Origin of the sequence: uncultured Parvibaculum sp. (assembly GCF_963975745.1) — a bacterium.
Classification (GTDB): Bacteria; Pseudomonadota; Alphaproteobacteria; order Parvibaculales; family Parvibaculaceae; genus Parvibaculum.
Genome location: NZ_CAXBIB010000005.1, coordinates 20,724 through 47,719, shown reverse-complemented (window position 1 = coordinate 47,719; position 26,996 = coordinate 20,724). Strand labels below are relative to the sequence as shown.

The 26,996-nt window shown below is 64.2% G+C and carries 24 protein-coding genes; 5 read left to right on the top strand and 19 right to left on the bottom strand.

Annotated elements, in window-relative coordinates:
* Positions 1 to 52: 52 nt before the first annotated feature.
* Positions 53 to 547, top strand: a complete 495-nt coding sequence (locus AAC071_RS05455; protein WP_339830747.1) for a cyclic nucleotide-binding domain-containing protein — start codon at positions 53 to 55, stop codon at positions 545 to 547.
* Positions 540 to 1,019, top strand: coding sequence for a PaaI family thioesterase (locus tag AAC071_RS05450; protein WP_339830745.1), 480 nt, complete (start codon positions 540 to 542; stop codon positions 1,017 to 1,019). The genes AAC071_RS05455 and AAC071_RS05450 overlap by 8 nt, the downstream gene beginning before the upstream one ends.
* Here the strand turns inward: AAC071_RS05450 and AAC071_RS05445 are convergent.
* The 5 genes from AAC071_RS05445 to AAC071_RS05425 all read right to left on the bottom strand — a co-directional run bounded on the left by AAC071_RS05445 (position 1,010) and on the right by AAC071_RS05425 (position 5,977).
* Positions 1,010 to 1,633 carry a TetR/AcrR family transcriptional regulator gene (locus AAC071_RS05445; RefSeq protein ID WP_339830744.1) on the bottom strand — a complete coding sequence of 208 codons (624 nt, stop codon included), beginning with the start codon at positions 1,631 to 1,633 and terminating at the stop codon, positions 1,010 to 1,012. The two genes, AAC071_RS05450 and AAC071_RS05445, sit on opposite strands and share 10 nt — an antisense overlap.
* Positions 1,634 to 1,881: 248 nt before the next feature.
* Positions 1,882 to 2,688, bottom strand: coding sequence for an exodeoxyribonuclease III (locus AAC071_RS05440; protein ID WP_339830743.1), 807 nt, complete (start codon positions 2,686 to 2,688; stop codon positions 1,882 to 1,884).
* A 31-nt stretch (positions 2,689 to 2,719) separates the two neighbouring features.
* Complete coding sequence (locus tag AAC071_RS05435) at positions 2,720 to 3,358, bottom strand: hypothetical protein (RefSeq protein WP_339830741.1); 639 nt, start codon at positions 3,356 to 3,358, stop codon at positions 2,720 to 2,722.
* Positions 3,359 to 3,811: 453 nt separating this feature from the next.
* Entirely contained in the window at positions 3,812 to 5,194 is a 1,383-nt protein-coding gene (locus tag AAC071_RS05430) for an aspartate aminotransferase family protein (protein ID WP_339830739.1), read from the bottom strand.
* 204 nt (positions 5,195 to 5,398) lie between these two features.
* A complete protein-coding gene (locus tag AAC071_RS05425) occupies positions 5,399 to 5,977 on the bottom strand; it encodes a TetR/AcrR family transcriptional regulator (RefSeq protein WP_339830737.1) in 579 nt (192 codons plus the stop codon).
* 90 nt (positions 5,978 to 6,067) lie between these two features.
* Between AAC071_RS05425 and AAC071_RS05420 the strand changes: the two genes are divergently transcribed.
* On the top strand, positions 6,068 to 6,982 hold the full coding sequence (locus tag AAC071_RS05420; RefSeq protein ID WP_339830735.1) for a sterol desaturase family protein: 915 nt from the start codon (positions 6,068 to 6,070) through the stop codon (positions 6,980 to 6,982).
* A 232-nt stretch (positions 6,983 to 7,214) separates the two neighbouring features.
* On the opposite strand, the gene AAC071_RS05415 is transcribed toward AAC071_RS05420, so the two are convergent.
* From AAC071_RS05415 to AAC071_RS05370, 10 genes are all read right to left on the bottom strand, one after another.
* Positions 7,215 to 7,343: a hypothetical protein gene (locus AAC071_RS05415; RefSeq protein WP_339830734.1), complete on the bottom strand. Its 129-nt coding sequence runs from the start codon at positions 7,341 to 7,343 to the stop codon at positions 7,215 to 7,217.
* Positions 7,344 to 7,348: 5 nt separating this feature from the next.
* Positions 7,349 to 8,731, bottom strand: coding sequence for a glutamine synthetase family protein (locus AAC071_RS05410; protein ID WP_339830732.1), 1,383 nt, complete (start codon positions 8,729 to 8,731; stop codon positions 7,349 to 7,351).
* Complete coding sequence (locus AAC071_RS05405; RefSeq protein ID WP_339830731.1) at positions 8,667 to 9,524, bottom strand: gamma-glutamyl-gamma-aminobutyrate hydrolase family protein; 858 nt, start codon at positions 9,522 to 9,524, stop codon at positions 8,667 to 8,669. The genes AAC071_RS05410 and AAC071_RS05405 overlap by 65 nt, the downstream gene beginning before the upstream one ends.
* Positions 9,525 to 9,645: 121 nt before the next feature.
* A complete protein-coding gene (locus AAC071_RS05400) occupies positions 9,646 to 10,338 on the bottom strand; it encodes an outer-membrane lipoprotein carrier protein LolA (protein ID WP_339830729.1) in 693 nt (230 codons plus the stop codon).
* Between the two features lie 110 nt (positions 10,339 to 10,448).
* Entirely contained in the window at positions 10,449 to 13,013 is a 2,565-nt protein-coding gene (locus AAC071_RS05395; protein ID WP_339830727.1) for a DNA translocase FtsK 4TM domain-containing protein, read from the bottom strand.
* Positions 13,014 to 13,126: 113 nt separating this feature from the next.
* Entirely contained in the window at positions 13,127 to 14,356 is a 1,230-nt protein-coding gene (locus AAC071_RS05390; protein WP_339830726.1) for an aminotransferase class I/II-fold pyridoxal phosphate-dependent enzyme, read from the bottom strand.
* Between the two features lie 234 nt (positions 14,357 to 14,590).
* Entirely contained in the window at positions 14,591 to 15,841 is a 1,251-nt protein-coding gene (locus tag AAC071_RS05385) for an ammonium transporter (protein ID WP_339830725.1), read from the bottom strand.
* 420 nt (positions 15,842 to 16,261) lie between these two features.
* On the bottom strand, positions 16,262 to 17,605 hold the full coding sequence (locus AAC071_RS05380) for an ammonium transporter (RefSeq protein ID WP_339830723.1): 1,344 nt from the start codon (positions 17,603 to 17,605) through the stop codon (positions 16,262 to 16,264).
* Positions 17,606 to 17,670: 65 nt separating this feature from the next.
* Positions 17,671 to 18,009, bottom strand: coding sequence for a P-II family nitrogen regulator (locus tag AAC071_RS05375; RefSeq protein WP_339830722.1), 339 nt, complete (start codon positions 18,007 to 18,009; stop codon positions 17,671 to 17,673).
* Between the two features lie 353 nt (positions 18,010 to 18,362).
* Complete coding sequence (locus tag AAC071_RS05370) at positions 18,363 to 19,700, bottom strand: ammonium transporter (RefSeq protein WP_339830721.1); 1,338 nt, start codon at positions 19,698 to 19,700, stop codon at positions 18,363 to 18,365.
* Between the two features lie 445 nt (positions 19,701 to 20,145).
* On the opposite strand from AAC071_RS05370, the gene AAC071_RS05365 reads away from it, so the two are divergent.
* On the top strand, positions 20,146 to 22,353 hold the full coding sequence (locus tag AAC071_RS05365; protein WP_339830720.1) for a PQQ-dependent dehydrogenase, methanol/ethanol family: 2,208 nt from the start codon (positions 20,146 to 20,148) through the stop codon (positions 22,351 to 22,353).
* Positions 22,354 to 22,406: 53 nt separating this feature from the next.
* Here AAC071_RS05365 and AAC071_RS05360 read toward each other — a convergent pair whose 3' ends face one another.
* Both AAC071_RS05360 and AAC071_RS05355 read right to left on the bottom strand, forming a co-directional pair.
* Positions 22,407 to 23,795: an amidase gene (locus AAC071_RS05360; RefSeq protein WP_339830719.1), complete on the bottom strand. Its 1,389-nt coding sequence runs from the start codon at positions 23,793 to 23,795 to the stop codon at positions 22,407 to 22,409.
* 14 nt (positions 23,796 to 23,809) lie between these two features.
* Entirely contained in the window at positions 23,810 to 25,063 is a 1,254-nt protein-coding gene (locus AAC071_RS05355; protein WP_339830718.1) for a cytochrome P450, read from the bottom strand.
* A gap of 104 nt (positions 25,064 to 25,167) precedes the next feature.
* Here AAC071_RS05355 and AAC071_RS05350 point away from each other — a divergent pair, with 104 nt between their 5' ends.
* Positions 25,168 to 26,397, top strand: coding sequence for an FAD-dependent monooxygenase (locus tag AAC071_RS05350; protein WP_339830717.1), 1,230 nt, complete (start codon positions 25,168 to 25,170; stop codon positions 26,395 to 26,397).
* Here the strand turns inward: AAC071_RS05350 and AAC071_RS05345 are convergent, their stop codons facing one another.
* Positions 26,398 to 26,775, bottom strand: coding sequence for a DUF971 domain-containing protein (locus AAC071_RS05345; protein WP_339830716.1), 378 nt, complete (start codon positions 26,773 to 26,775; stop codon positions 26,398 to 26,400).
* Positions 26,768 to 26,980: a Trm112 family protein gene (locus AAC071_RS05340; RefSeq protein WP_339830714.1), complete on the bottom strand. Its 213-nt coding sequence runs from the start codon at positions 26,978 to 26,980 to the stop codon at positions 26,768 to 26,770. Before AAC071_RS05340 ends, AAC071_RS05345 begins: the two co-directional genes overlap by 8 nt.
* Between the last annotated feature and the right edge of the window lie 16 nt (positions 26,981 to 26,996).

Sequence of the window (26,996 nt, the reverse complement as noted above, 5' to 3'; positions counted from 1 at the left end):
CCGAGCGCAAATGGGGTTGGGATTGCGGCGCCGCCTCCATTATGCTCCTGCCATGAGCCTCGAGCCCGCCATTGCCATGCTGAAGCGTACCGGCCTTTTCGCCGGCATCGACGCGGTGCGACTCGAAGTGATGGCCTTTACCTGCGAGCGACGCGAATATGCGCCCGGGGCCACGCTTTTCGAGGCCGGCGACGAGGCCGATTGCGCCCTTCTGATACTCGATGGCGAAGCTGCCATGCTGGCGTACGACGCCCACGGTGCGGCGCAGGCGCTTCGGCTTGAAAGCGGCGACCTTGTCGGCGAGACGGCCTTGTTCGAACCGCAGCAGCGATTGACGACGGTGCGTGCCGTTTCGTCGTTGCAGGTGCTGCGGATCGGCCGCGACATGTTCCAGCGGTTGATGGGCGAGTTTCCCGAGCTCGCGGGGGCGGTTGCCGCGCGGCTGGCCGCGCGGCTCTCGACGCTTGGTGACGAGCTTGTGGCGCTTGGCGTCAGACTTGATGAGATCCGGAACGAGACGAGGAAGGACAGAAACTTCGATGAGTGAGACCAAGGCAGATGTGAAGCGGGACTGGCCGCCCAATATCCAGGCGGTGTTCAAGCGGATGGCGCCTGCCAGCCGTTATCTCGGTCTCGAGATTCTCGATGCCGATCGCGAAGCGCGCGTGGTGAATGTGGCGTTCAATGCCGGGCCGGAGCTCTGCAACATGTGGGGGGGCATCCAGGGCGGCATGGTTGCGGCGATGCTCGACGATGTGATGAGTCTTGCCGTTGGCCTCGATCTCGAATGGGGCCAGATTTCGCCGACGCTGGAGCTCAAGGTTTCGATGCTCACACCGGCGCGGCCAGGACGTATTCTCGGAACCGGCCGCGTCATCAAGCGCGGCAAGTCGGTCGGATTCATCGAGGGCGAGCTGACATCGGAAGACGGCAAGCTGATCGCAACCGCCAGCTCGACCGCAACTTTCGTGACGCTGAAGAAGAAGGAAGCGCCGGCAAGCAAGGATGCTCAGGCATAGGCCTTTCTGGTGAAGAAGGTCCGCGCTTCCGGCGTCAGATGCGTGTCGAAGAGTGCGAAGTGATGACGAATGCCGGCATTGAGCGCGGCCTTGTCGAGCTTGACGACACGGCGGGTCTCGCGCAGGAAGCTCGGCCAGTAGCGGATCACCATCCAGACATTGTCGGCCAACGCCATCAGTTCGTCGGCCGGCATGTCAAGATGGCCGGCTTCGATCATCTGGCGGAAGAAGCGTACCAGCATGGTCGTCGTCATTTCATAGATGCGGTGAACGCGTTCCTCGAGTTCAGGCGAGGTGCGGCCGTATTCGGCCTGGTCGCGATAGAGAAACTGATAGGTCCAGACTTCCTCGAAGACCATGCGATTGAAGAGCGCGTAACTCTCCAGCACCGTCTCGGGTGTCGACTGGATGGCGAGGCGACTGTCGATCAGCACGAACAGCGCCAACTGGTGCGCGCGCACGAGATCGCGCTTGGTGCGGAAGTGATACCAGAGGTTGCCTTCCGAAATGCCGACCTCTTCGGAAATGCGCGCCGTCGTGACGGCATCGTAGCCGTTTTCATTGAAGAGACGCAGGCTTGCGGCAAGGATCCGGTCCTTGGTCTTTGACGCCATCTGGCCGTTCCTCGCTCTTTTTGTCATCGAATTGTCACGTAACTGTCACATATGGACGTAGCGGCGGGCTTGTCCCCGGGGCGAGGCTGCCCTCTTGCCAGAATAGGGTCAATACCCTAATGTAGGGCATCTACCCTAAAAAAAGACCGATGCGAGAGAGTCCCCAATTTTCCTCGCAAGATCGGCAACGGTAGGAACCCCAGGAGCGGGCGGCGGCGAGGCCTTCACCCCGAGGCTGGCCCCCCCAGCTAGAGCCTCAGCGTCGCGATGACCGGCGCATGATCCGACGCCCGCTCCCACCCCCGCGCTTCCTTCAGAACCTTCATCGATGTCGGTGCATCGGCCAGCGCCGGCGTGACCCAAATGTGATCGAGGCGGCGGCCGCGATCGGCGGCAAGCCAGTCCTTGGCACGGTAGCTCCACCAGGAATAGAGCTTCTCGGTGTCGGGCACGAAGCGGCGCATCACGTCGACCCAGTCATGGGAGGCATAGAGCGCGTTCATCAGATCGACCTCGACCGGCGTGTGGCTGACGACCTTCAGCAGCTGCTTGTGCGACCAGACGTCGTGCTCGAGCGGCGCGATATTGAGATCGCCAACCAGCACCATGCGGTTCTTCGACTTGGTCCTGTGGCCTTCATAGAGCCGCGTCATCTCGCGGACGAAGTCGAGCTTGTGGGCGAATTTCTCGTTGATATCGGGATCGGGTTCGTCGCCACCGGCCGGCACGTAATAATTGTGTACGCGCATACCGCCCGGCAGGTCGAGATCTACCGAAAGGTGGCGGCTGTCGCCCTTGCCGCAGAACTCGCGCGCCTCGATCTTCCTGAAGGGGATGCGGCTCGCAATGGCGACGCCGTGATAGCCCTTCTGGCCGTTGATCGCGACATGCTCGTAGCCGGCTTTGCGGATCGCCTTCAACGGAAAGGCGTCGTTGACGCACTTGATTTCCTGCAGGCAGAGCACATCGGGCTTCTCCTGCTTCAACAGGCGTTCGACAAGTTCGATCCGCAGGCGGATGGAGTTGATGTTCCAGGTGGCGATCTTGAAATTCACGTGGGCTTTGTCCGATCTGGCAGGTGGATGTTCAGAAGATGTTGAGCGTCAGGCCGGCGATGCCAATGGGCCAGCGGCCGCGCGCAAAAAGCGAGAACTTGCGCCGGAAGGGATGATCGCTCTCGGCCTCGACGATCAGTGCCAGCGCTGCGCCATGTGCCGCATGAAGGGCGGCACCGGCGGCGGCGTTCAGCAGTTCCTCGTCCTCGACTTCCCAGAAGGCGGCGGCATCGCGGACCGCGCTGCCGATGCGTTCTCCGAGCAGCGCCGAAACATGGGTCATCGCGATCGAAAGTCCATCCTCGCTGAGACGCTCAAGTGCTTCCGCCGACAATGCGGCGCGCAGACCCTCCTCGGCTTCCCAATGCACAGGATCGAAGTCGAGCGTCGCGGCCGCGTCGGCGGCTTCGGCCCAGTCGCGCAGGCGGGCGACCTCGGCATCGGGAAAGCCCAGGCCGTCGAGCCAGGAACGGGCCAGGGCGCGCGTTTCGGCGTCGAGCGGGCGGCCAATCTTCGAGAACCACGGCATGTTGACCGCTTCCTCGGCAAAGGCACGCAAGCCGGCCAGAATCGGAATCTCCGCCTCGAGCCGCGTCAGCTCGGCGTCGGAAATCGTCAGATGCGGTTCGCCGGAATCGTCGAAGGAGCGCGACATGAGATGATCTGCCATGGGTGGGAGCGGCGCGAGTCGCGCCGACCGGGAGCATATCCGGATTGAGAGGCAGGGACAAAAGCTGCTCCCTGATCCTCTGTTACAGGAATGGCGGGGCGCAAAAAAGTTGCGCCCCGCCGGGGGGAGGCAGGGCGCAACCGCGCTGTTCGCGCGTATGGCGCCGGGAGGGGAAGAACCGGCGCTAAAGGGGCTCTGAGCACCGCGCCGGGTGAGCGGGGGCAGTCCACCCGGGCGGCTTTAAAGCTCGGCCCTCATACAAAGCTAAATAGGATCGCGCCGGGCCGGCTTCAATACGGCTTGTCTAGATTCGTAAACCGCAAACCCGGACCGTAGAACGGTTCAAAAGAAGCCTGAAAACAAGGGCTTGGCAGTAAAAGCGTCCGGCCCTGGCAGCGGGCCCGATGCGGCCGTTTGCCGCACCGGGTGTCCCGCCGGGTCTTGCGCGATGCCTCAGACGAGCCCCAGATCGCGCGCCGTCAGATCGATGCAGCGACGGGCGAGGGCGAAGAGTTCGTCCATTTCGCTTTCGGTAATCGTCAGCGGCGGGCTCAGCACCATGGTGTCGCCGATGGCGCGCATGATCAGCCCTTCGGCAAAGCAGTGGTTGCGGCACTGGGCGCCGACGGTGCCGAGATCGGGATATTTCTCGCGGGTCTTCTTGTTCTTGACCAGCTCGATCGCGCCGAGCAGGCCGACGCCCCGTGTCTGGCCGACCAGCGGATGATCGGCCAGCTCGGCGAGTTTCTTCTGGAAATGCGCGCCGGTCGTGCCGCCCGCCTTCTCGACCAGCTTTTCCTTCTGGATGATCTCGAGATTGGCCAGCGCCACCGCGGCGGCGACCGGATGGCCGGAATAGGTGAAGCCGTGCGACCACTCATCGTCGGAATTGAAGACGGTATCGCCAACGCGCTTGCCGAGGCCGACCGCAGCGATCGGCTGGTAGCCGGACGACAGGCCCTTGGCCATGTTGATCATGTCGGGTTCGATGCCGAAAGTATCGGAGCCGAACCATTGTCCGGTGCGGCCAAAGCCGCAGATGACTTCGTCGACATGCAGCAGCACATCGTATTTGCGGCAGATCCGCTGGATCTCGGGCCAGTAATTGGCCGGCGGAATGATCAGGCCACCGGCTCCCTGGATGGGTTCGGCGACGAAGGCCGCAACATTCTCGGCGCCCAGTTCGAGAATCTTCTCCTCAAGACTGCGCGCCGTGATCAGACCGTGTTCCTCGGGCGTGCGTTCGCCGCCTTCGGCAAACCAGTCCGGGCATTCGACATGCACGAAACCCGGCAGCGGCAGATCGGCCTGCGGATGCATATGGGTCAGTCCCGACAGCGAGGCGGCCACCATGGTGACGCCGTGATAGGCCTTCTTGCGGGCGATGAAGATCTTCTTGTTCGGCTTGCCCTGCAGGTTCCAGAAATAGCGGATGATCTTGACCGCGCTGTCATTGCCTTCCGAACCTGAATTGGCGAAGAAGAAACGGTCGATGCCTTTCGGACAGACATCGGCCAGTTTCTGCGACAGCTCGGCGACATAGGGGTTCGTCGTCTGGAAGAAATTGTTGTAGTAGGACAATTCCTTCAGCGCCTTGTAGCCGGCTTCCGCCAGTTCCTCGCGGCCATAACCGACCTGCACGCACCAGAGGCCGGCCATTCCGTCGATCAGGCGCTTGCCTTCCGAGTCGTAGAGATAGACGCCCTCGGCGCGGGTGATGACGCGCGCACCCTTGCCGGCGAGCTCCTTGTGCGTCGTGAAGGGGTGGAGATGATGGGCGGCATCCATCTCCTGCCAGCGTCTGGTCTGGTTTGAAATTGCGGCGGTTTGCGACATGACTTCTGCTCCGTATCCGAACGGTTGAAAAATACCGGTTGGGGCGGGCGGCACAGCCCGCGGGCGGAGCGAATCTAGGGGTTGTACCCGATGCGCGCGCAGAGGATCAGCAGTTCCTGCTTGGTTTTCGGCCAGACGAGAAATTGGACAGGGCTCAACATAGGGAAAAGCTAACCCAATCCGCCGATCCGGCCAAGCAAGGCGCTAGCGCCCGATCAGGCTTTCCAGGTGCCGTATGAGCGTTTCGCGGGCCCGTGCCCGGTTCTGCTTCGTCGGGCTGATGGCGGCCTCGAGACCGAGGCCGTTTACGAGGCCGACAAGGCGCTCGGCCTCGTGGGCGGCATCCGCAGACGGCGCGATGTCGCAGATCAAGGGCCGGATCGAGGCACGCCACTCGTTGTGCCGGGCATCGTTTTCCCGGGCCAGCGTATTGTCCGCCGCCGCCGCTGCCCAGAAGGCGATCCATATCTTCCATTCCCGCAAACGGGCTTCATCGAGGGGCAGCGTTTCCTCCAGCATCCGCAGGAGCCTCTGGCGGGGTGGGCCGTCGGCATCCCGCGCCACGGCCATGCGGGCGGCGGCGGCGGCGTAGACGGCCCGCAACGCCGCCAGGACAAGTTCTTCGCGATCGGCGAAGTAATGGGTCAGGCGCCCGGTCGTGCAGCCCGCGGCAGTGGCGATCTTGCGCATGGTCAGACCGTCGAGACCTTCCCCGGCAATCACTTCCCAGCTTGCTTCCACAATTTCCCGGCGGCGGGCGTCGTGATCGACGATTTTCGGCATGGCGCAAATCTATCCCGGATTTCTTCTTTACACAACGTTTGTTCTGTAATAATTCTTTGCATAACAAGTGTTGGGTGAAAGGTGCGGGTCATGCATGAATTTCTGGAAGGGCTGCTGCATATCCGGGACGTGGACCAGATCTGGTTCCTGCTCGGGCTGATCGGTGTCGATGTCGGTCTGACCTGGCTGCTGCGAAAGAAATATTACGAGGTGGCGGATTCAGCCTGCTCGGTCGTCATGGCGCTTCTCTATGCGGCGACCATCGCGCTTTCGGCCGCGACGGTGCTGGCGGCGCTCTACTGGCTCCACCAGTTTGCCCTGTTCGACATCGACTGGGCGGGCAGCGCGTGGCTCATTCTCGCCGCCTTCGTCTTCATCGATTTTCTCTTCTACTGGTATCACCGCGCGATCCACGAGGTCCGTTTCGGCTGGGCCGCGCATGTCAACCATCACTCCAGCCAGTATTTCAATGTCGGCACGGCGTTGCGTGCGTCCTTCGTCGAAGCCTGGCTCGAACCGCTGCTTTTCATTCCCGTGGTTCTGGCCGGTATCGATCCGGTAATGGCGATCGCGCTGCTGTCGATCAACCATCTCTATCAGTACTGGCTGCACACGCGGCACATCGGCAGGCTCGGTCCGCTCGAATGGGTGATGAACACGCCGTCGCATCATCGCGTTCACCACGGCTCGAACCTGCAATATTGCGACAAGAACTACGCCGGCACCTTCATCGTCTGGGACCGGCTGTTCGGCACGTTCGAAAGGGAAGTCGAAGAGCCGGTGTTCGGCATTCGCCATCAACTCGAAACGCGCAATCCGGCGAAGGCGATCTTCCATGAATGGGTCGCGATCGCGCGCGACCTGCGCAAGGCGCGGAGCTTGCGCGACGCGATGGGCTATCTCTTCGCCGCGCCCGGCTGGGCGCCCGACGGCAAGGGCGAGACGACGCGCGCCATGCAGGCCGAGATGAAGCGGCAGCAACTGGCGGCGAAGGTGGCGGGCTGAGCGGTCAGACGTTCAAGAGCAGGCGCGTGCTTGGCGAGGTGCATTCAGGCCGCGGCCGTGATGCGTCGCTGCTCATGGCGACCGCGTTACCCGAACGCGAGCAAAGAAACCAGAATAACCGCCAGCGCCACAGGAACGAGGATCAACAGGATCGCAAATCCGTGTTGAGACCGGTCGAATTGCTTCCATGCCAAGGCCGGCGCGGCGATGCACAAGACCGGTAAAGTGAGTATCAGGGTACTTTGAACCATGCCGGCTCGCCCGCCATGCCGGATGTGGCCAATGCCGCAGCGACCGCGTACAGGGCCGGCAGGAAGATCGTCAGGTCTATGACAGTGCCGGTCCAGAGTAGCGCACGCATCACTCTCACACATTCAGCAGCAGATGCTCGCGCTCCCAGGCGGAGATCACCTGCTGATAGGCTTCGTGTTCGGTCAGCTTGACGTCCATGTAGACCTGCACGAAATCCTGGCCAAGCACTTCCTTCAGTTCGGACGCCGTGCGCAGATTGTCCAGCGCGTCGAGGAGATGGCGCGGCAGCGCATAGCGTTTGCTGTCATAGGCGTTGCCGGTCATCTCCTTGGTCGGCTTCAGGTCGTTGATCATGCCGATGTAACCGCAGGCCAGCGAGGTGGCGATCGCCAGATAGGGATTGGCGTCGGCGCCCGGCACGCGGTTCTCGATGCGGCGGCCGTTGCGCTTGGCTTCGGGCACGCGCAGGCCGACCGTGCGGTTCTCGTGGCCCCAATGGGTGTTGATGGGGGCGGCGTGGTCGCGGACGATGCGGCGGTAGGAATTGACGTTGGGCGCGATCAGCGCCATCGCGTCGGGCAGGAATTTCTGCAGGCCGGCGATATAGGCGAGGAAGAGCTTCGTGTCCTTGCCGGCCTTGGTCGCGAAGAGATTGTCGCCGGATTCGTTGTCGACGATCGACTGGTGGATATGCATCGCGCTGCCGGGCTCGCCCTCATAGGGCTTGGCCATGAAGGTCGCATAGATGCCGTGACGGAGTGCGGCCTGGCGCATGGTGCGCTTGAAGAGGAAGGCCTGATCGGCGATTTCGAGCGGATCGCCGTGATCGAAATTGATCTCGACCTGGGCGGCGCCCGACTCGTGAATCAGCGTGTCGATGTCGAGATCCTGCGCCTCGCAGAAATCGTACATGTCCTCGAAGATCGGATCGAATTCATTGACCGCGTCGATGCCGTAGGACTGACGTGCCGTTTCCTGCCGGCCATTGGCGCCGACCGGCGGCTCCAGCGGATAGTCGGGGTCGATGTTCTTGGCGGCGAGGTAGAACTCGATTTCGGGCGCGACGACCGGCTGCCAACCCTTCTCGTCGAACAGTTTCAGGACACGCTTCAGCACGTTGCGCGGCGCGATCGGCACCGGACGACCGTCCCGGTAATTGGCATCGCAGATAATCTGCGCCGTTGGCTCGTCATACCAGGGAACGACGCGCACGGTCGCGGGATCGGGGTCGAGAATGATGTCGGGCTCGATATCGCCCAGGAAGTCGCTGTCGACATAATCCCCGGTCACGGTCTGTCCGAAGATCGATTCCGGCAGCTTCAGCGAGCGTTCGTTGAGGCCGGTGACAAACTTCCGTGTCGGGATGATCTTGCCGCGCGCGATGCCGGCCATGTCCGAGACCATGCATTCGACTTCGGTGATGCGGCGGTCCTTAAGCCACTTGATCAGGTCTTCCGTGTTCCCGACCTTCTCCGTCTTCTCCTCGCCCATCGCCATGGGGCACCTTGCTTTCCTGTGTCGCCGTATTGCCTGCGGCTGCTTCGCGCACCGCATCTCCAAATGCCCGGAAGAGTTTCTGCGAGACCGGGTTCTCCCAGTAGCGCCATTCCGGGTGCCATTGCACCCCGAGCGCGAAAGCCTTCGCGCCGGTTACGCGCATCGCCTCGATCGTGCCGTCAGGGGCGCGACCCTCGACGGTCAGGCCGGCGCCGAGCCGCGCGATGCCCTGTCCGTGCAGCGAGTTGACCTCGACCGCCGGCGCTCCGAGCAGGCGTTCGAAGACGCCGCCCGGCGTCAATGTCACCCGGTGCGCCGGGCCATACTGGATTTCAAGCGGATCGTCCTTTGCCTCGCGATGGTCGAGGCGCGGTGCGAAGCCCGGCTCGCCGGGCTCCTCCTGCAGATGCTGATGCAGCGTGCCGCCAAAGGCGACGTTCAATTCCTGGAAGCCGCGACAGACGCAGAAGAGCGGCACGGCGCGCGCGACGCAGGCGCGAATGAGATCGAGCGTCAGGGCGTCGCGCTGGCGGTCGAGCAACACGCCCTCGCGCGGCGGCGAGCCGCCATAAATCTCGGGATGAACATTCGAATGGGAGCCGGTCAGGAAAACGCCGTCGCAGAGCGCGAAGATTTCCTCGAGATCGGCGGCGGTGTCGAGGGGCGCGCGCGGCACCGGCAGCAGCACGGGCTGGCAATCAGCGCCGCCATCCACGGCTGCGATATATTTTTCGCCGACGGCATGGAAGGGATGCGGCCCGAGCATCTTGACGTCGCAAGGCACGCCGATCACAGGGCGCCGCCGCGCAGGGCTGGGAAATTTTCGGGTCATGCCTGTTCAAATTACCATGCTGCCCCCATGCATGGTCAAGGCGCTGCATCCTGCCGCTGTCGAGTATATTCGACGGAAGGCCCTATCGCTTGCCGCCCACGGCCGGGCGTTGCTCGTCGCGCAGGGTAAAGAGCGCATTGTCGGCGCGAATGCCCGACTGGACATTGCGCAAGGCCACTGTCGTTTGCAGGCCCTGGGCATCGGTCACGACCCATTGGCGCAACTGCATGTTGGGCTGGTCGAAAATCAGCGTGATCTGGCCGGGGGCCTCGCCGGCCCGGTCGGCCAGGGTGATCAGCAGGGCGCCGGGCTGGCTCTCGACCTTGAGAACCCGGGCGCTGTTTGCGAGATCGACATCGGCGGCCAGAAAGAGGCTCAGCGGCGTCGAGGCGATCGGGTAGCGCTGTGCCGGCGAGGCACTGTCCTTGACCGCGACCCAGGTGCCGTCGGCCACCACCAGGAGATTGTCCGGCGGCTGATATTCGAAACGCAGACGGCCGGGACGGCGCAGATAGAACTTGCCCTCCGAAACCGAGCCATCGGGCCCGAGCTGCAGGAAGTCGCCCTGCATATTCTCCAGGGCCGCCAGATAGGCGCTTGCGGCGGCCAGTGCGGCCGCGTCGTCCTGCGTCGCGGCTCCCGGCGGCACCGATGTTTCGGCGCGTGCGGTTCCGCCGGCGCTGGCAAAAGCCACGATCAGCATGCCGATACCGATGGCGGCTGCCGCGAACAGCATGCCCTGGCGGCGGCGCCGGTTCTGGTCAAAGTTTCTCATGGCGATCAACATGGGCAACCTTTGTGGCGAAATCTGGAGGCTGGTTGGGCGTTTTGGCGACGTTGTCTTGCCGGAATCCTAACGGCAGGGCCGTGCGCTTGCGTCTGAAATCAACGTTCGCCGACCAGAACCTCGCGCTTTCCCTGATGATTGGGCGGGCTGACCACGCCCTGTTCTTCCATAAGCTCGATCAGGCGCGCGGCACGATTGTAGCCGATCTGCAGGCGGCGCTGGATGTAGCTTGTCGAGGCCCGCTTGTCGCGCGCCACGATGGCAACCGCCTTGTCATAGAGATCGTCGCCCGAGCCGGGACTGTCGAAGGCAAAGGGATCGCCGCTCTCCTCGTCCTCGGCGGTGATGGCCTCCAGGTACTCGGGGACGCCCTGCTTCTTCAGGAAGGTCACGATCTTCTCGACCTCCTCGTCCGACACGAAGGGACCGTGCACGCGGCTGATGCGGCCGCCGCCGGCCATGTAGAGCATGTCGCCCTGACCGAGCAGCTGTTCGGCGCCCTGTTCGCCCAGGATCGTGCGGCTGTCGATCTTCGAGGTGACCTGGAAGGAAATGCGGGTCGGGAAGTTCGCCTTGATGGTGCCGGTGATGACGTCAACGCTCGGACGCTGCGTCGCGGTGATGATGTGGATGCCTGCGGCGCGTGCCATCTGCGCCAGACGCTGCACGGCAGCCTCGATCTCCTTGCCGGCGACCATCATCAGGTCGGCCATTTCGTCGACGATGACGACGATGAAGGGCATGGGCGCGAGGTCCATTTCCTCTTCCTCGTAGATCGCCTCGCCGGTTTCGCGATCGAAGCCGGTCTGCACGGTGCGTACCAGCACCTCGCCGCGGGCATTGGCTTCCGTGACACGGGTGTTGTAGCCGTCGATATTCCGTACACCAACTTTCGACATCTTGCGGTAGCGGTCTTCCATTTCCTTGACGACCCATTTCAGCGCGACGACGGCCTTCTTGGGTTCGGTGACGACGGGCGCAAGGAGATGGGGAATGCCGTCATAGACGCTGAGTTCCAGCATCTTGGGGTCGATCATGATCAGCTTGCACTGATCGGGCGAGAGCCGGTAGAGCAGCGACAGGATCATCGTGTTGATGCCGACCGACTTGCCGGAGCCGGTCGTGCCGGCGATCAGCAGATGCGGCATGCGGGCGAGATCGGACAGGACCGGCTCGCCGCCGATATTCTTGCCGAGCGCCAGCGTCAGCTTCGAACTCGAATTCTCGTAGTCGCGCGTTTCGAGCAGTTCGCGCAGATAGACCATTTCGCGGCGCGCATTGGGCAGTTCGATGCCGATGACATTGCGGCCGGGCACGACGGCGACGCGGGTCGAGACGGCGCTCATCGAGCGGGCGATGTCATCGGCCAGCGAGATCACGCGGGAGGACTTGATGCCGGGTGCGGGTTCGAGTTCGTAGAGCGTGACGACCGGGCCGGGGCGTACCGAGATGATCTCGCCGCGAATACCGAAATCGTCGAGCACGGATTCGAGGAGGCGGGCATTCGCCTGCAGCGCCTCGTCGGTCAGCTTGGCGGTCATGGCCGGCGGCTTCGGTCTTGCGAGCAGGCTGAGCGGGGGCAATTGATAGTCGCCGGCCGGTTCCAGCGGCAGTTTCGGCTGCGCTTCACGCGCGGCGCGGTTCGACGGCCTTGCCGGTTTGACATCGCTGCGCGCCACGCGCGGGCCGGGACGGTTGGCCGGCCGCGGTTCGAGACGTTCCCCGATGGCCTGCGCATCGCGTGTCTGACGGCGGCGGGCGCGCCGCTCGGCAGCCGTTTCGCCGGCATTGCGCTGACCGAAGCCGCCGAGGTGGCCGGCGCGAGCCGCCTCGATTTCTTCCGGCGTCAACGGTGCGTAATCGCCCTGGCGCAACAGACGGTCGCGCCAGTCGGTCAGGCGGTCGCCGATTTCCCAGGCGAGGATGCGCAGACGGCTCGGCTCGACATCGGGGCGGTGCGGGCGGAGGGGCGTCTCGTCCCTTGTGTCCGCGCGGCGGCGCGGCCGCGCGCCCGATGTGTAGCGCCGCTCTTCCCCGGCGTCGATGTCGGCCTTGCGCAGGTTGCGCAGCCAGTGCGCGGCGGCCTTCAGATCGGCGAAGGAAATATCGGCGGCGAACAGGATCAGCAAAAGCGCGACCGGCGCCGTCAGCAGCGCGGTCAGTGTCCAGGCCAGCGCGTCGACCGTGAAAGGCGAAAAGAGCGAGAAGCCGAGTGCGGCCAGGCCGTCGCCCAGCAATCCGCCAAGACCGAGCGCCAGCGGCCAGAAGGCAAAGCGCGGCATCGCACTGAGCGCCATGGCGGCAAAGAGCGTGGCGGCCAGCCAGGCAGCAACGCGGAAGACCAGCAGATTCGTGCCGCGATGCGCAAAGGCGCGCGCGCCCCAGACGAAGCAGGGCAGCAACAGAAGCAGGCAGGCCAGACCCAGCGCGTTCAGGAGAATGTCGGCGACATAGGCGCCGGGCAGGCCCATCCAGTTGCCGGGCGGGCGCGTCGTCGCGTTATTGAGGCTCGGATCGTCGATCGACCAGCTCAGCACGGCCAGCAAGCCGAAGGCGCCGAGCGTCAGCAAAAGCACGCCGACGCCTTCGAAGACACGGCGCGCCAGAAAAGCGCGCAACGCCGGCGGGAGATAGGCGAGCGGGTTGACGAGCCAGCTCCTCACGCGCTGCATCCTCCGATGGCCCCTCGGGGCGTCCTGCCGCCGGGAGCCGTTTCCCGGAGGCGTCCTGCTTTTCTTCGCTGCGGGTTTGCGGCCGGCCCGCGTCAGGGCACCGATCACAACACCTCCGCCATGCGGACCAGCGCCTCTTCGGTTTCGGCGAGACCGTCGACCAGCGCCACGCGAATATAGGCGGCCCCCGGATTTCCCGGCGGACCGTAGGGCGAATCTTCGCGCGAGAGATAGGCGCCCGGCAACACTTTCACGCCGGCCTGCACCCAAAGGTCGCGCGCGGCGCGTTCGCCGTCGCCGACATCGAGCCAGAGAAAGAAACCGCCGGCCGGCCGGTAGAAGCCGAAGCGATTGCCCAGCACGCGTTCGGCGGCATCGATCTTGGCACGATAAAGATCGCGATTGGCGGCGGCATGGGCGTCGTCGGCCCAGCAGGCGGCGGAGGCCGCCATCAGCGGCAAAGGCACTTGCGGGGCGGCGATGTTGCGGAAATTGCGAAAGCGGGCCATCAGCATGCGGCCGCCGGCGCAAAAGCCCGAACGCAGGCCCGGCAGGCTCGAGCGCTTGGAGAGCGAATGGAAGACGATCAGATCGGCAAAGGGGTCGGGCTCGTCCTTGCCGGCGGCCAGCGCCGCCTGCAGGGCGCCGGCCGGGGCTTCGCGGTCATAGATGTCGGCATAGCATTCGTCGATCGCCAGCACGATGCCATGGCGGCGAGCGAGGCGGATCAGGGCGGTCAGCCAGTCGAGACTCGCAACCGCGCCTTGCGGGTTGGCCGGCGAGCAGAAATAGATCATGGCGGTGCGGGCCAGAAGTTCTTCCGGCAGGGCCTCGAAATCGGGCATGAAGCCGGTTTCGCGGGTCGCCGCGACATAGACCGGCTCGGCGCCGGCGGCCAGCGCGGCCGCCGCATAGCATTGATAGAAGGGGTTGGGCATCAGGATGGCCGGCCGTTGCCCGCGCTTTTGCGGCGGCGTTGCCACCAGCGCAATATTGAAGAGTGCTTCGCGGGTGCCGTTGACCGGCAGAATCCGGGTTTCGGGATCGAGCGCCCGATCCTTGCCGATCTCATCGGCGAGCCCATAGCGCCGGCCGAGCCAGCCGGCGGCGGCGGCGCGGAATTCGGCGGTGCCGACAATCGGCGGATATTTGCCGAAAAGCCCCGCATGGCGGTTGATTTCGTCGAGTACGAAGGGCGGAAAGGCGTGTTGCGGCTCGCCCAGGGACATGACCAGCGGCGGCTTGCCGGGCGCCAGACCCTCGATCAGCGCGTTGAGGCGCGGGAAGGGGCTGTCCGGCAGGCGGTCGAAACGGGAGGCGGCACTGTCCGTCATGTATCTCGCGCGGGGTTCGGCCCGGATCTGCAGGAAATCGGCGGGTTCCGATGGTTAAGCTTCGTGAGCTGGCGCGATCTTAGCGGTGGCAGTCAGGTGGGTCCAGTGCTGCCGAAGGTTGCAACCGGTGGAAAAAGCTGTGGAATTCCCGCGCCTTATCCACACAATTGCAAGCAAATCATTAACCATTGATTAATGATCCGGGGCGGCGTTGCGCCGCCCCGGATTGTGGCGTCAGCGAACCGGTATTTCCGATTCCGGATTGGCGCCGATGCTGTGGATCGAGAGATCGGCGCCGCGATGCTCTTCTTCCTGGGTCAGGCGAATGCCGATGATCAGTTTCAGCCCGCCATAGACCACGAAGCCCAGCGCGGCCGCATAGACCGCCCCGGCCAGCGAGCCGACAAGCTGGCTCATGAAGCTGACACCGCCGAGCCCGCCCAGTTCGGCCATGCCGAAGATGCCGGCCGCCAGACCGCCCCAGAGACCGCACAGCCCGTGCAGCGGCCAGACGCCCAGCACGTCGTCGATGCGCAGGCGGCGCTGGCAGAAGTCGAACATGACCACGAAAAGCGCACCGGCGACGCCGCCGACAATCAGCGAGCCGACCGGATGCATGATGTCCGAACCGGCGCAGACGGCGACGAGGCCGGCCAGCGCGCCGTTGTGAATGAAGCCCGGATCGTTCTTGCCAATGACGAGGGATGCCAGGATGCCGCCTGCCATGGCCAGCACCGAGTTCATTGCGACAAGGCCGGAGACGCCTTCGAGCGACTGGGCCGAGACCACGTTGAAGCCGAACCAGCCGATGCAGAGAAGCCAGGAACCGAGCGCCAGCCAGGGGATCGAGGAGGGCGGGAAGCCGATCAGCTTTCCTTCCTTGGTATAGCGGCCGGCGCGGCGGCCCAGCATGATGACGGCAGCAAAGGCCAGCCAGCCGCCGACGGCGTGAACGACGATCGAACCGGCGAAGTCGTGGAAGGGCGCGCCGAAGGCCGTTTCGAGCCAGTCCTGGAAGCCCCAATTGCCGTTCCAGACCAGGCCTTCATAGAAGGGATAGACCAGGCCGACGATGATGGCGGTCGCCATGGCCTGCGGCCAGAAGCGGGCGCGCTCGGCAATACCGCCCGAAATGATCGCCGGAATGGCGGCGGCGAAGGTCAGCAGGAAGAAGAACTTGACCAGATCGACGCCTTGCGGGCCGTAGCTTGCGCCCTCGGTGGCGCCGCTCAGTTCGGCGGCGCTGACCAGGAAGTCGACGCCATAGGCAACGCTGTAGCCGATGAAGAAGTAGCTGACCGTCGAGACCGCGAAGTCGGCCAGGATCTTGACCAGCGCGTTGACCTGGTTCTTGTGACGCACGGTGCCGACTTCGAGAAAGGCGAAGCCCGAATGCATCGCAAAGACCAGAATGGCGCCCATCAGAATGAAAAAGACGTCGCCGCCTGCGCCGAGACCGGCGCCGGTGCTTTCGATCGGATCCATGAGGGATCTCCCTGTTCGTTGCCACCAGATGTCCGGGCAAGCTCCCCCTGCCGGACCTGTTCTTCAGCGTCCTGCCCAATCAAGAGGCATGCCATGGTGATGACGTTTTGGAAGGCAGCGGCAATCAAGGGTTTCGTGGCATGGCGGCGGCTGAAGGCGGCGCAAGGCGCCTAGTGTTTGACCACGGTTTCGAGGCAGACGGCCCAATTCCTGTGCAGACTCGAGCCTGAACAGAAATTGGGCGGTCGCGCGGCCGGTCGTCTGGGCGGGGCCGGACAAAAATGGAGCCCGGGAGGGGGGACCTTCCGGGCTCCAAGGTTGGCCACCGGCGCCCCGATCTGGTGGCAGAGGACGCCGGCGGCTGCGGGAGGAGAGCGGAGGCCCGAGGGGAGGGCCTCCGCGCCCATGATTGCGGACGCCCTAGCGGGCGGCGAACTCGGGATAGGCCTCGACGCCGATCTCGGCCTTGTCCATGCCCATCATTTCCTCCTCCTCGCTGGCCCGGATGCCGATGGTGACGCGCAGTGCCAGCCAGAGGATCAGGCTCGTCAGGGCGACGAAGAGGCCGATCGATACGACACCTGTGGCCTGGACGGCGAAGCTGGTGTCGGCATTGGTCAGCGGCACGGCCATCGTGCCCCAGATGCCGGCGAAGAGATGGACCGGAATGGCGCCCACCACGTCGTCGATATGGAGCTTGTCGAGGAGCGGCACCGTCAGCACGACGATGATGCCGCCCACCGCGCCGATGCAAAGCGCCCAGCCGAGCGTCGGGGCCAGCGGTTCGGCCGTGATCGAGACCAGCCCGGCCAGCGCGCCGTTGAGGGCCATGGTGACGTCGACCTTCTTGTAGAGGAGCTGCGTCATCGCCATCGCCGCCACCACGCCGCCAGCGGCCGCGATGTTGGTGTTGATGAAGATGGTCGCAACGGCATTGGCGTCCGCCACGGTGCCCAGCGCGAGCTGCGAGGCGCCGTTGAAGCCGAACCAGCCCAGCCAGAGGATGAAGGTGCCAAGCGTTGCCAGCGGCATCGAGGAGCCGGGCATCGGGTTGATGCCGCCGCCCTTGACGTATTTGCCGAGACGCGGGCCCAGGATGATCGCGCCCATCAGCGCGGCCCAGCCGCCCGTCGAGTGCACGATGGTCGAGCCGGCGAAGTCGGAGAAGCCCATTTCGCTGAGCCAGCCGCCGCCCCACTGCCAGGCGCCCTGGATCGGGTAGATGAAGCCGGTCAGGAAGACAGTGAAGATCAGGAAGGGCCAGAGACGGATGCGCTCGGCCAGCGTGCCCGAGACGATCGACGCGGCGGTCGCGACGAAGACCATCTGGAAGTACCAGTCGGAGGCCGAGGAATAGCCCGTGCCGTCATCGGCAACGCCGCCCGAATCATCGACGCCCCACAGTCCCAGCGAGCCGATATAGCCGCCATCGACGCCGTCATACATCAGGTTGTAGCCGACAAGATAGTAGAGGATGCCGGCGATCGAATAGAGACTGATGTTCTTCGTGCACTGCATGGCGACGTTCTTTGAGCGCACCAGGCCCGCTTCGAGCATGGTGAAGCCTGCCGCCATCCACATGACGAGGAAGCCGCCGATCAGAAACAGCAATGTGTTGAAAATATAAGCCGTTTCCGGCGCGCTCAAAGCAAAGGCTTCTTCCGCGACCTCTTCGGCTTCCTGCGCCAGCGCGGGAACGGTCAGGGCCAGCACTGCGAGCCCCACCGTGCCTGCCAGGCGTGTGTATCGTCCAATCTTGTTCATCGTTCCTCTCTCTTTCGAGGGTTGCCGTCCCCGTTGCCGCGAAGGTTCATCAATCCGCATAGGGATCAAATAGCTTCCGCGTCCGTTTCGCCGGTACGAATACGCAGCACCTGCTCCACGGAAATCACAAAAATCTTGCCGTCGCCGATCTGTCCGGTCTTGGCCGCGCCGCTGATGGTCGACACGACCGCATCGGCCTGGTCGGTCGCCACCACGACCTCGATCTTCAGCTTCGGCAGAAAGTTCACGGCGTATTCAGCGCCGCGGTAGATTTCGGTCTGACCCTTCTGACGGCCGTAACCCTTGACTTCCGTCACTGTCAGTCCCTGGACTCCGATCGCGGTCAGCGCTTCGCGAACCTCGTCCAGCTTGAATGGCTTGATGATCGCCATAACGAGCTTCATTTGAGTTTCCTCTTTGTCTGGCTGCCGGATCGCCTCTTGCTTCCGGCGCGTTGCTGGTCCTGTCCCCTGCCGAAACGCGCTCGCGCAACGGCCGCATGAGCGCGGACAGCCTCTACCAATCAAGAAACGTGCCGCGCGTGCGAAGATCGAAAAAGCGCCGGACTCCGGCCGATTTCCGGTTGCCGGTCCGACGCGAACCCCCGGATGCCCGCGCTTCAGCCTGTCGTTGCACAATTTGTGTGCAGCGTGTTTGCAGAAAAGTCAGTCTACGGATCGATCCGCATGACCCGGACGACGGGATGCAAAAAAGGGCGCTCCGTGAGGAGCGCCCTTTCCGCAACGATACCGGCCGATTACTGGATCACTTCGCCGTGCAGGCTGATGTCGAGGCCGTCGATTTCCTCCTGCGGCGTCACGCGCAGGCCGAAGAAGATCTTCGTCACCATCAAGAGAACAAAGGTGCCGAGACCGCAATAGACGATTGTCGCGACAACGCCCTTGATCTGAATACCGACCTGCGCCCAGTTGCCTTCGAGGCCGCCCAGCGGTGCGTCGCCGCCGGTGATCGCCACCGTGGCGAATACGCCGGTCAGGATCGCGCCGACAATGCCACCAACTGCATGCACGCCGAAGACGTCGAGCGCGTCATCATAGCCGATGGCGCGCTTGATGCTGGTCGAGGCGATGAAGCAGATCACACCGGATGCGAGACCGATCCAGAGGGCGCCTATCGGATCGACGAAACCGGCGGCCGGCGTGATGGCGACGAGGCCCGCGATCGCGCCCGTGGCGAGACCGAGCAGAGTCGGTTTCCGGTGCACGATCCATTCGGCGAACATCCAGCCAAGCACGGCCGTTGCGGTCGCGATCTGCGTGACGGCCATCGCCATGCCGGCGCGGCCATCGGCGGCCAGTTGCGAGCCGGCATTGAAACCGAACCAACCGACCCAGAGCAACGCTGCACCGACCATCGTCAGCACCACATTATGCGGCGCCATGTTTTCCATGCCGAAGCCCTTGCGCGGGCCGAGTACCAGACAGGCGACGAGACCGGCGATGCCGGCATTGATGTGCACCACAGTGCCGCCGGCAAAATCGAGCACACCGTCCTCACCGAGGAAGCCGCCACCCCAGACCCAATGGCAGATCGGCGCATAGATGAAGATCACCCACAGCGTCATGAAGACCAGCATGCTGGAGAATTTCATGCGGTCGGCGAAGGCGCCGACGATCAGTGCCGGGGTGATGATCGCAAAGGTCATCTGAAAGGTCATGAAAACGCTTTCGGGGATCGTGCCCGAGAGCGCATCGACGGTCAGACCCGACAGAAATAGATTGTCCAGGCCGCCGACCCAGGCGTTCATCGAGCCGCCGTCGCTGAAGGCCAGCGAATAGCCGACCACCATCCAGACGACCGACATCAAGGCTGCGATCGCAAAGACCTGCGCCGCCATGGCGACGACATTCTTCTTGCGAACCATGCCGCCGTAAAACAGCGCGAGACCCGGAATGGTCATCATCAGGACCAGTGCCGTGGCCGTGATCATCCATGCCGTGTCGCCGGCACTCAGCTCGGCGATCTCTTCCTGTGCGAGGGCGCTGCCGGCCGTTGCGGCCAGAGCCAGGGCGCCGGTTGCAGCGGCAAGCGTGCCCCGGCGGAGAAGCCCCCATGTTTCAGATCTGTCGCTCATTCGTCTCTCCATGTGCCGCCGGTGGGTTCTGCCCCCGGGCTTGTTGGGCGCGGCGCGCCGCCCGTCTCCCCGGCGAGCGGTCTTCCGGTGCCTGGACATCTTGTTCTCAAGAAGCGTGCCGGTTGGGTCTGATGGCCTATCCAATTGATTCCATTCATATAAAATCCGATGCTGCCGATACTCGGTCGGCAGAGCATCGCCAAACTGCGTAACAAACATGCATCTCGCAAAATCAGCCTGTTTTTTGTGCAGTTTAGGTTTTCCGTTGTACTTGCGATCACCGACCGGCCCGAATTCATGCTGTTTTTCAAAGGCTGGGGTGGTTTCGCGCCGTCGGGGGTTCGGCTAAGCTTTCGCCACAAAAAGGGGAGTTCAACTCCGCATAGAGAAGGTTGGCTGCGGCCCAAGCGGCGGCACGCAGCCCGGAAAAAGGGACGGGGAGGTCATGGCGGATCTGGCGAAGAGCTGGCCGGTGGCGGTAAACGCTGCGGCGGGTGTGGTGCTGGCCGGTTTTATCGGCTGGCAGTTTATTTCGAGCGGCAGCGAGGAATCGGCGCCGCCGGTGGCCGAAGCTCCGGTCGTCGAAATCCCGATCGAGGCGGAAGCCCCGCGCGGGCTTGCCGATATCGACGGCGCGCGCATTGCCGCGGCCGATGCCGAACCCGGCAACTGGCTGGCGCATGGCCGCACCTATGAAGAGCAACGCTTCTCGCCACTCGACCAGATCAATGACGGCAATATCGGCGAACTGGCGCTGGCCTGGTCGCTCGACACCGCGACGACACGTGGCCTCGAGGCGACGCCGATCGTCGTCGACGGCATCATGTATCTCTCGCTCAACTGGGGCATCACCATCGCCGTCGATGCCAAGTCCGGCAGCGAACTCTGGCGCTTCGATCCGGAAGTGCCCGGCGAGTGGGGCCGCTACGGTTGCTGCGATGTGGTCAATCGCGGCGTGGCAGTCTGGAAGGGGCGCGTCTATACGGCCAGTTTCGATGGCCGGCTCTTTGCGCTCGATGCCAGCGACGGTTCGGTCGTCTGGGAGGTCAACACGATTCCCGGTCCGCCTTACACGATCACCGGTGCGCCGCGTGTCTTCAACGACAAGGTCGTGATCGGCAATGGCGGTGCGGAGTATGGCGTGCGCGGCTATATCACCGCCTATGACACCGAAACCGGCGAACAGGCCTGGCGTTTCTATACGGTACCGGGCGATCCGGCACTGCCGCTCGAACATCCCGAACTCGAAGCCGCGTTGCCGACCTGGAAGGGCGGCGAGTGGTGGAAGATCGGCGGCGGCGGCACAGCTTGGGATTCGATGGTCTATGAACCCGAAAGCAACACGCTTTATGTCGGCACCGGTAATGGTTCGCCCTGGACGCGCGAAATCCGTTCCCCGGGTGGCGGCGACAATCTCTACCTCTCATCAATCCTGGCGCTTGATGCCGATACCGGCCGCATGAAGTGGTATTACCAGACAACGCCCGGCGACAATTGGGACTACACCGCGACGCAGCCGCTGATGCTTGCCGATATCGAGATCGACGGCCGCCTGCGCAATGTCATCATGCAGGCACCCAAGAACGGCTTCTTCTATGTGCTCGACCGCAACACCGGCGAGCTAATCTCGGCCAATCCGTTCTCGACGACGACATGGGCCAGCCATGTCGATCTCGAAACCGGTCGGCCGGTCGAGACCGGCGAGGGCGAATTCGGCGAGGCGACGGCGTTCGTTCTGCCGTCTGCCAATGGCGCGCATAACTGGCATCCGATGGCATTCCATCCGGGCACGGGTCTTGTCTACATTCCGACGCAGGACATTGCCGGCATCTATTCGCTCAGCGAGCAGTGGAAAACGGAGGGTGCGTTCACGCCCAAGGAGAACTGGTGGAACACCGGCATGGACTGGACCGCCTATATCGACGCCATCACGGCACTGCCGGAGATCCCGATGGAGAAGGGTTATCTCAAAGCATGGGATCCGGTGACCGGCGAGGCGCGATGGCAGGCCGAGTATCCGGCGCCGCTGAATGGCGGCGTGCTGGCGACCGCCGGCAATCTGGTGTTTCAAGGAACGGCTGACGGCTATCTCCATGCCTACAAGGCCGATACGGGCGAGCGTGTCTGGTCGCAACACATCCAGACCGGCATCGTCGCCGCGCCCGTCACCTATACGGTCGATGGCGAGCAATATGTCGCCGTACTGGCGGGCTGGGGTGGCGTCAACATCGTCTCCGGCGATGCGCGTACTTCGGCTGCCGCCAAATACGGCAATGAGGGCCGGCTGATCTCCTTCAAGATCGGCGGCGGGGCCGAGCTGCCGCAGCTCGCATTGCGCGACCAGTCGATCCCGGAATGGCCGGCGTTGACGGCCAGCGAAGAGGTGGTGCGGCAGGGCGAGATTGCCTATACGCAATATTGCATGCTCTGCCACGGCGCCCTTGCCATCAGTCCTGGCGTCACGCCCGATCTCCGGCGCATGAACGAGAGCGTTCGCGAGCATTTCCAGGACATCGTGCGCGGCGGCCTGCTGTCGGCCAATGGCATGGCGAGCTTTGCCGATCTTGTCAGCGAGGAGGATGTCGATGCGATCCTCTCCTATATCCAGAAGCGGGCGCTCGAAGACAAGGCGCGTGCGGAACCGACCAACTGACGGCGCCGCCTTGCTGCAACAACAAACCCCGGAGAAAAATCTCCGGGGTTTTTTCATTCGCGCAATATGCGCTCGACGGCCAATGCGAGGCGCAGGAGTTTTTCCTCCATAAACGGTTGAGCCTGCAGCATCAATCCGACCGGGAGGCCCAGCTGATCGTAGCCGGCCGGGAGGGTCACCGCACAAAGACCGAGCTGGTTGCCGATCGTGGCATTGCGCAGCGCCATGCGGTTGGCCCGGAAATACGCATCGCCGCCCGCTTCCAGTGCGGCGATGGGGGGCGGCGAAATGGCGATGGATGGCAGCAACACCGCATCGACGCCCGCGGTTGCGGCAAGATAGCGGGCCCGGATCTCGGCGCGTTTCAGGTCGGCGGCGACAATGTCGGTAGCGGCGATACTTGCGCCCGCCATTACACGCTCATAGACCGGGGGATAGATCCCGGCCTTGTTGGCAGCAAGCATGTCGCCCCATTGTGCATGGGCTTCGGCGACGAGGCGGCTTGTCTTCGGGCTCCAGGCGAGCGCGTCGATCTCGTCGAGTTCGGGCAATCCGTGTTCGACGATGCGCGCACCGCCATGCAGGAGCCGGCGAATGGCGGCCTCAAGCGCCGCCGCAATGCCGTCGTCGAGCTGCGACCAGGCGATCCCGCCCGGCAGCCAGAAGGTTGCACGCGTCAGATCAAAGGCCTCCAGGCTGCGGGTCTGACGTCCTTCGAGCAGCGACAGCAGCGCTGCCGCGTCCTCGACATTCCTTGCCAGCGGACCCACCGTATCGAATGTCGGCGAGAGCGGCACGGTGCCGGCAAGCGGCAGGCGGCCGGTCGTCGTCTTCAGGCCGACAAGGCCGTTCCAGGCAGCGGGGATGCGCACCGAGCCGCCCGTATCGGTGCCGATGGCAGCGGCCGCGAGCCCGCGTGCAACCGACACGCCGGCCCCCGCCGACGAACCGCCCGGCACGCGTTCGATCCTTTCGTCATGCGCATTCGCGGGCGTCCCGAAATTCGGATTGATGCCGAGGCCCGAGAAAGCAAGCTCGGTCATGGTTGTCTTGCCGAGACAGACGGCGCCCGCGCGGGTTGCCCGTGCCAGAACTTCGGCATCGCGTTCGGGCATGCGGTTCTTCAGCGGCAGCGAACCCGCCGCTGTCGCCTCGCCGGCCGTATCGAACAGGTCCTTCCAGGAAAGCGGCACGCCGTCCAGCGCATGGCGGCGCAAGCCGCTTTTGGCGCGCGCGGCAGCGGCATCGGCCTCGGCGCGGGCGCGGGCCTCGAGCAGGCGCACATAAATTCGGTGCGCGGGGTCGGCGGCGTTGGCACGCGCCAGAAAATCGTCCGTCACCTCGCGCGGATCGGCGCTGCCGCTCTCGAACAGCCGGCCGAGTTCAAGCGCGCTCATCCGGTGCCAGTCGGCATGGCCGTGGTCCGCAGCGCTCGTACTCAAGCCGGAATCTCCTTTTATTTCAGCCGGACAGGCAGGATCTCGAAGCCGCGGAAGGAGGGCAGATGGCGCCGCCGCCCGGGTTTGCTGCCGCTTGTCATATCCGGAAAACGGGCGACAAGCATGGCAATGCCGATCTGCGCTTCGAGGCGGGCCAGTGGCGCGCCGAGGCACATGCGGGTACCGCAGCCAAAGGCGTGATGATGCGTGTCCTGCCGTTCGATATCGAATTTGTGCGGCTCGGGATAGACGGCCGGATCGTGGTTGGCCGCAGCCAGCGAGGTCGACAGCGACCGGCCGGCCTCGACCGGACAACCGCCGATCGTCATGTCGTGATGCGGCAGACGACCGGAGTCGGTCACCGGCGTGTCGTAGCGCAGCATTTCCTCGACCGCATTGACGATCAGATCGGGATTGTCGCGCAGCTTCGCCAGCTGGCCGGGATGTTCGATCAGCGCATGAACGCCATTGCCGATCAGATCGGTCGTCGTCACATTGCCGGCCGTCAGCAGCAATGTGCACATGCTGACGATCTCGTCATTGTCGAGGCTGCTTCCTTCCGCCTCCGCGCGGATCAGGTCGGAGATCAGATCGTTCCCCAGTGCTGCGCGGCGCCGGGCAATCATCTCGCGGAAGAAGCTGCGCATTGCCTCGCTCGAGACGTGTATCCGCGTTTTCGTTTCTTCGCTTGCGATCGGATCGAAGCCCAGCACCACATCGTCGGACCAGCGCTTGAAATCGTCGCGGCGGTCGAGCGGCACGCCGAGCATTTCGGCGATCACCATGGTCGGCAATGGACCCGCAAATGCCGCAATCAGGTCGACTTCGTCAGCGCCGTCCATTTCGTCGAGCAGTTCCCCGGCGATCGCGGCGATGCGCCCGCGCATGGTTTCGATGGCACGCGGGTTGAATGCCTGGCTCACCAGCCCTCGCAGACGCCGGTGATCCGGTTCGTCGGAAAAGAGCATGGACGGGTCGAAGGCGTCTTCGGTCTCCACCGACGCGCCGGTGATCAGACGGATATAGGAATCGGGCAGGGCATGGCGCGGGTCGACATGCAGGGTCTTGTCGCGCAGAACGGCGCGCACATCATCGTGCCGGGTCAGGAAGATGCGGCCCAGCTCCCGGTCGCGATGCACCGGGTCATGGCTGCGCATTTCATCGAGCACCCGGTAGAGGTCCTCGCGATAGGCCTCGTCGAGAGCCGTCAGGCCGATGCCCGTCCGGATCGGTGTGGCGTCAGCCGCGGCGGCGGCGTCCTTGCCTGTCATCGGCGTCTCCCATTTCTTGTTGTTCGGGAAAGACTAGACGCCCGGAGGGCCCTGCGTCCATCCGGCGCTTGCCATATCGGCGCCGAAGACCGATCTTCCCTCTCATGAACGGGACAATCGACAGCGATGTGCTGATTGTCGGCGGCGGCCTTGCCGGCCTGCCGCTGGCGCTGGCCTGCGCACAGGGCGGCCTCAGCGTCACCGTGGTCGATGCGCTCGATCCGGCGCGGGTGACGGATGCCGGTTTTGACGGCCGTGTTTCGGCTATCGCCTTTGCCTCCTGCCGGATGCTGGAGCAGCTTGGCGTCGTCGCGCATCTCGGCGGGCAGATGCAGCCGATCAACGACATCATGGTGTCGGACGGACGGGTGCGCGAGGGCGCCTCGCCGCTGTTCCTGCATTTCGACCACAAGGAGATCGGCGACGAGCCGCTCGGCAATCTGATCGAGAACCGTCATATTCGCATCGCGCTTGGCAAGGCGATCGAAAGCGAGGCACGGGTGCGGCTGATCGCGCCCGATGCGGTCAGGCAGGTCGCGTATGGCGCACATGTCACGGCGACGCTGGCCAGCGGCAACAAGGTCACGGCCCGGCTCTGCTTCGCCGCCGACGGCCGCGGATCGCCCACGCGCGAGGCGGCGGGCATCCGCACTGTCGGCTGGGATTACGGTCAGACCGGCATCGTCTGCACCGTCGAGCACGAATTGCCGCATGAGGGCGTGGCGCAGGAATATTTCCTCCCCGGCGGACCTTTTGCGATCCTGCCCATGGTCGGCAACCGGGCCTCGCTGGTCTGGACCGAAAAGACGGCCGATGCGAAAGCCATTCTGGCGCTCGACGATGCGGGTTTCGCCGAAGAGATGCGCGCCCGCTTCGGCGACTATCTCGGTCAATGTGCGCCGGTCGGCCCGCGCTGGTCCTATCCGTTGACGCTGCAACTGGCGCGCGACTATGTCCGTCCGCGCCTTGCGCTGGTCGGCGATGCCGCACATGGCATCCACCCGATCGCGGGGCAGGGACTCAATCTCGGGCTGCGCGATGTTGCGGCGGCGGCCGAGGTCGTCGTCGATGCCGCCCGGCTCGGTCTCGATATCGGTGCGCTCGACGTGCTGGAGCGCTACCAGCGCTGGCGGCGTTTCGACAATGTGGCGCTGTCGCTGCTGATGGACGGTCTCAACCGGCTCTTTTCCAACGACATCGGCCCGCTGCGTCTTGCCCGGGATCTCGGGCTCGGGATCGTCAACGAGCTGCCGCCGCTGCGGCGCTTCTTCATGCGCCATGCCGGCGGTGCCGTCGGCGATCTGCCACGGCTCCTGAAGGGCGAGGCGGTCTGATCAGTCGCGGCTCAATCCCTGCCGCTCCAGTGCGGTCAGATAGTCGGTCCAGATCTTCTCGCGGTCGCGGCCGAGGCGGTAGAGCGTCTCCCAGGTGAAGAGACCGGTGTCGTGGCCGTCGTCGAAAAGAATGCGGATGGCGTAGTTGCCCACAGGTTCGAGCCCGGTGATGGCGACGCCGGCCTTGCCCGGCACGGTCTTCTTCTGGCCGCTGCCGTGCCCCTGCACTTCGGCCGAGGGGCTCTCGACACGCAGATATTCCGCCTCCAGACGAAAGCGCGCGCCGTCGTCGAAGGCAATTTCGATCAGGCGTTCCGATTTTCTGAGCTTGATGTCGGTCGGCCAGGGTGCCGTGCCGGGCGTCGGGGCTTCAGGCATCGTCCAGCGACCGGGCCTCGTCGACCAGCATGATCGGAATGCCGTCGCGGATCGGGAAGGCGAGACGTGCCTTCTCCGAGATCAGTTCCTGCTTCTCGCGATCGTAGCGCAGCGTCGTCTTGGTCACCGGACAGACCAGGATTTCCAGCAGCTTCGGATCGACCTCCATCCGGGTCGCGCGCGCATTTTCCTTACTGTCGGTCATGTTTCCTGTTTCCGTC

Coding starts and splice junctions, on each gene's coding strand:
- AAC071_RS05425 (WP_339830737.1), bottom strand. CDS start 5,977: ATGCCGAAAATCGTCGATCACGACGCCCGCCGCCGGGAAATTGTGGAA.
- AAC071_RS05445 (WP_339830744.1), bottom strand. CDS start 1,633: ATGGCGTCAAAGACCAAGGACCGGATCCTTGCCGCAAGCCTGCGTCTC.
- AAC071_RS05380 (WP_339830723.1), bottom strand. CDS start 17,605: ATGAACAAGATTGGACGATACACACGCCTGGCAGGCACGGTGGGGCTC.
- AAC071_RS05420 (WP_339830735.1), top strand. CDS start 6,068: ATGCATGAATTTCTGGAAGGGCTGCTGCATATCCGGGACGTGGACCAG.
- AAC071_RS05350 (WP_339830717.1), top strand. CDS start 25,168: ATGAACGGGACAATCGACAGCGATGTGCTGATTGTCGGCGGCGGCCTT.
- AAC071_RS05390 (WP_339830726.1), bottom strand. CDS start 14,356: ATGACGGACAGTGCCGCCTCCCGTTTCGACCGCCTGCCGGACAGCCCC.
- AAC071_RS05345 (WP_339830716.1), bottom strand. CDS start 26,775: ATGCCTGAAGCCCCGACGCCCGGCACGGCACCCTGGCCGACCGACATC.
- AAC071_RS05435 (WP_339830741.1), bottom strand. CDS start 3,358: ATGGCAGATCATCTCATGTCGCGCTCCTTCGACGATTCCGGCGAACCG.
- AAC071_RS05400 (WP_339830729.1), bottom strand. CDS start 10,338: ATGAGAAACTTTGACCAGAACCGGCGCCGCCGCCAGGGCATGCTGTTC.
- AAC071_RS05450 (WP_339830745.1), top strand. CDS start 540: ATGAGTGAGACCAAGGCAGATGTGAAGCGGGACTGGCCGCCCAATATC.
- AAC071_RS05355 (WP_339830718.1), bottom strand. CDS start 25,063: ATGACAGGCAAGGACGCCGCCGCCGCGGCTGACGCCACACCGATCCGG.
- AAC071_RS05415 (WP_339830734.1), bottom strand. CDS start 7,343: ATGCGTGCGCTACTCTGGACCGGCACTGTCATAGACCTGACGATCTTC.
- AAC071_RS05385 (WP_339830725.1), bottom strand. CDS start 15,841: ATGGATCCGATCGAAAGCACCGGCGCCGGTCTCGGCGCAGGCGGCGAC.
- AAC071_RS05340 (WP_339830714.1), bottom strand. CDS start 26,980: ATGACCGACAGTAAGGAAAATGCGCGCGCGACCCGGATGGAGGTCGAT.
- AAC071_RS05365 (WP_339830720.1), top strand. CDS start 20,146: ATGGCGGATCTGGCGAAGAGCTGGCCGGTGGCGGTAAACGCTGCGGCG.
- AAC071_RS05455 (WP_339830747.1), top strand. CDS start 53: ATGAGCCTCGAGCCCGCCATTGCCATGCTGAAGCGTACCGGCCTTTTC.
- AAC071_RS05430 (WP_339830739.1), bottom strand. CDS start 5,194: ATGTCGCAAACCGCCGCAATTTCAAACCAGACCAGACGCTGGCAGGAG.
- AAC071_RS05410 (WP_339830732.1), bottom strand. CDS start 8,731: ATGGCGATGGGCGAGGAGAAGACGGAGAAGGTCGGGAACACGGAAGAC.
- AAC071_RS05370 (WP_339830721.1), bottom strand. CDS start 19,700: ATGAGCGACAGATCTGAAACATGGGGGCTTCTCCGCCGGGGCACGCTT.
- AAC071_RS05375 (WP_339830722.1), bottom strand. CDS start 18,009: ATGAAGCTCGTTATGGCGATCATCAAGCCATTCAAGCTGGACGAGGTT.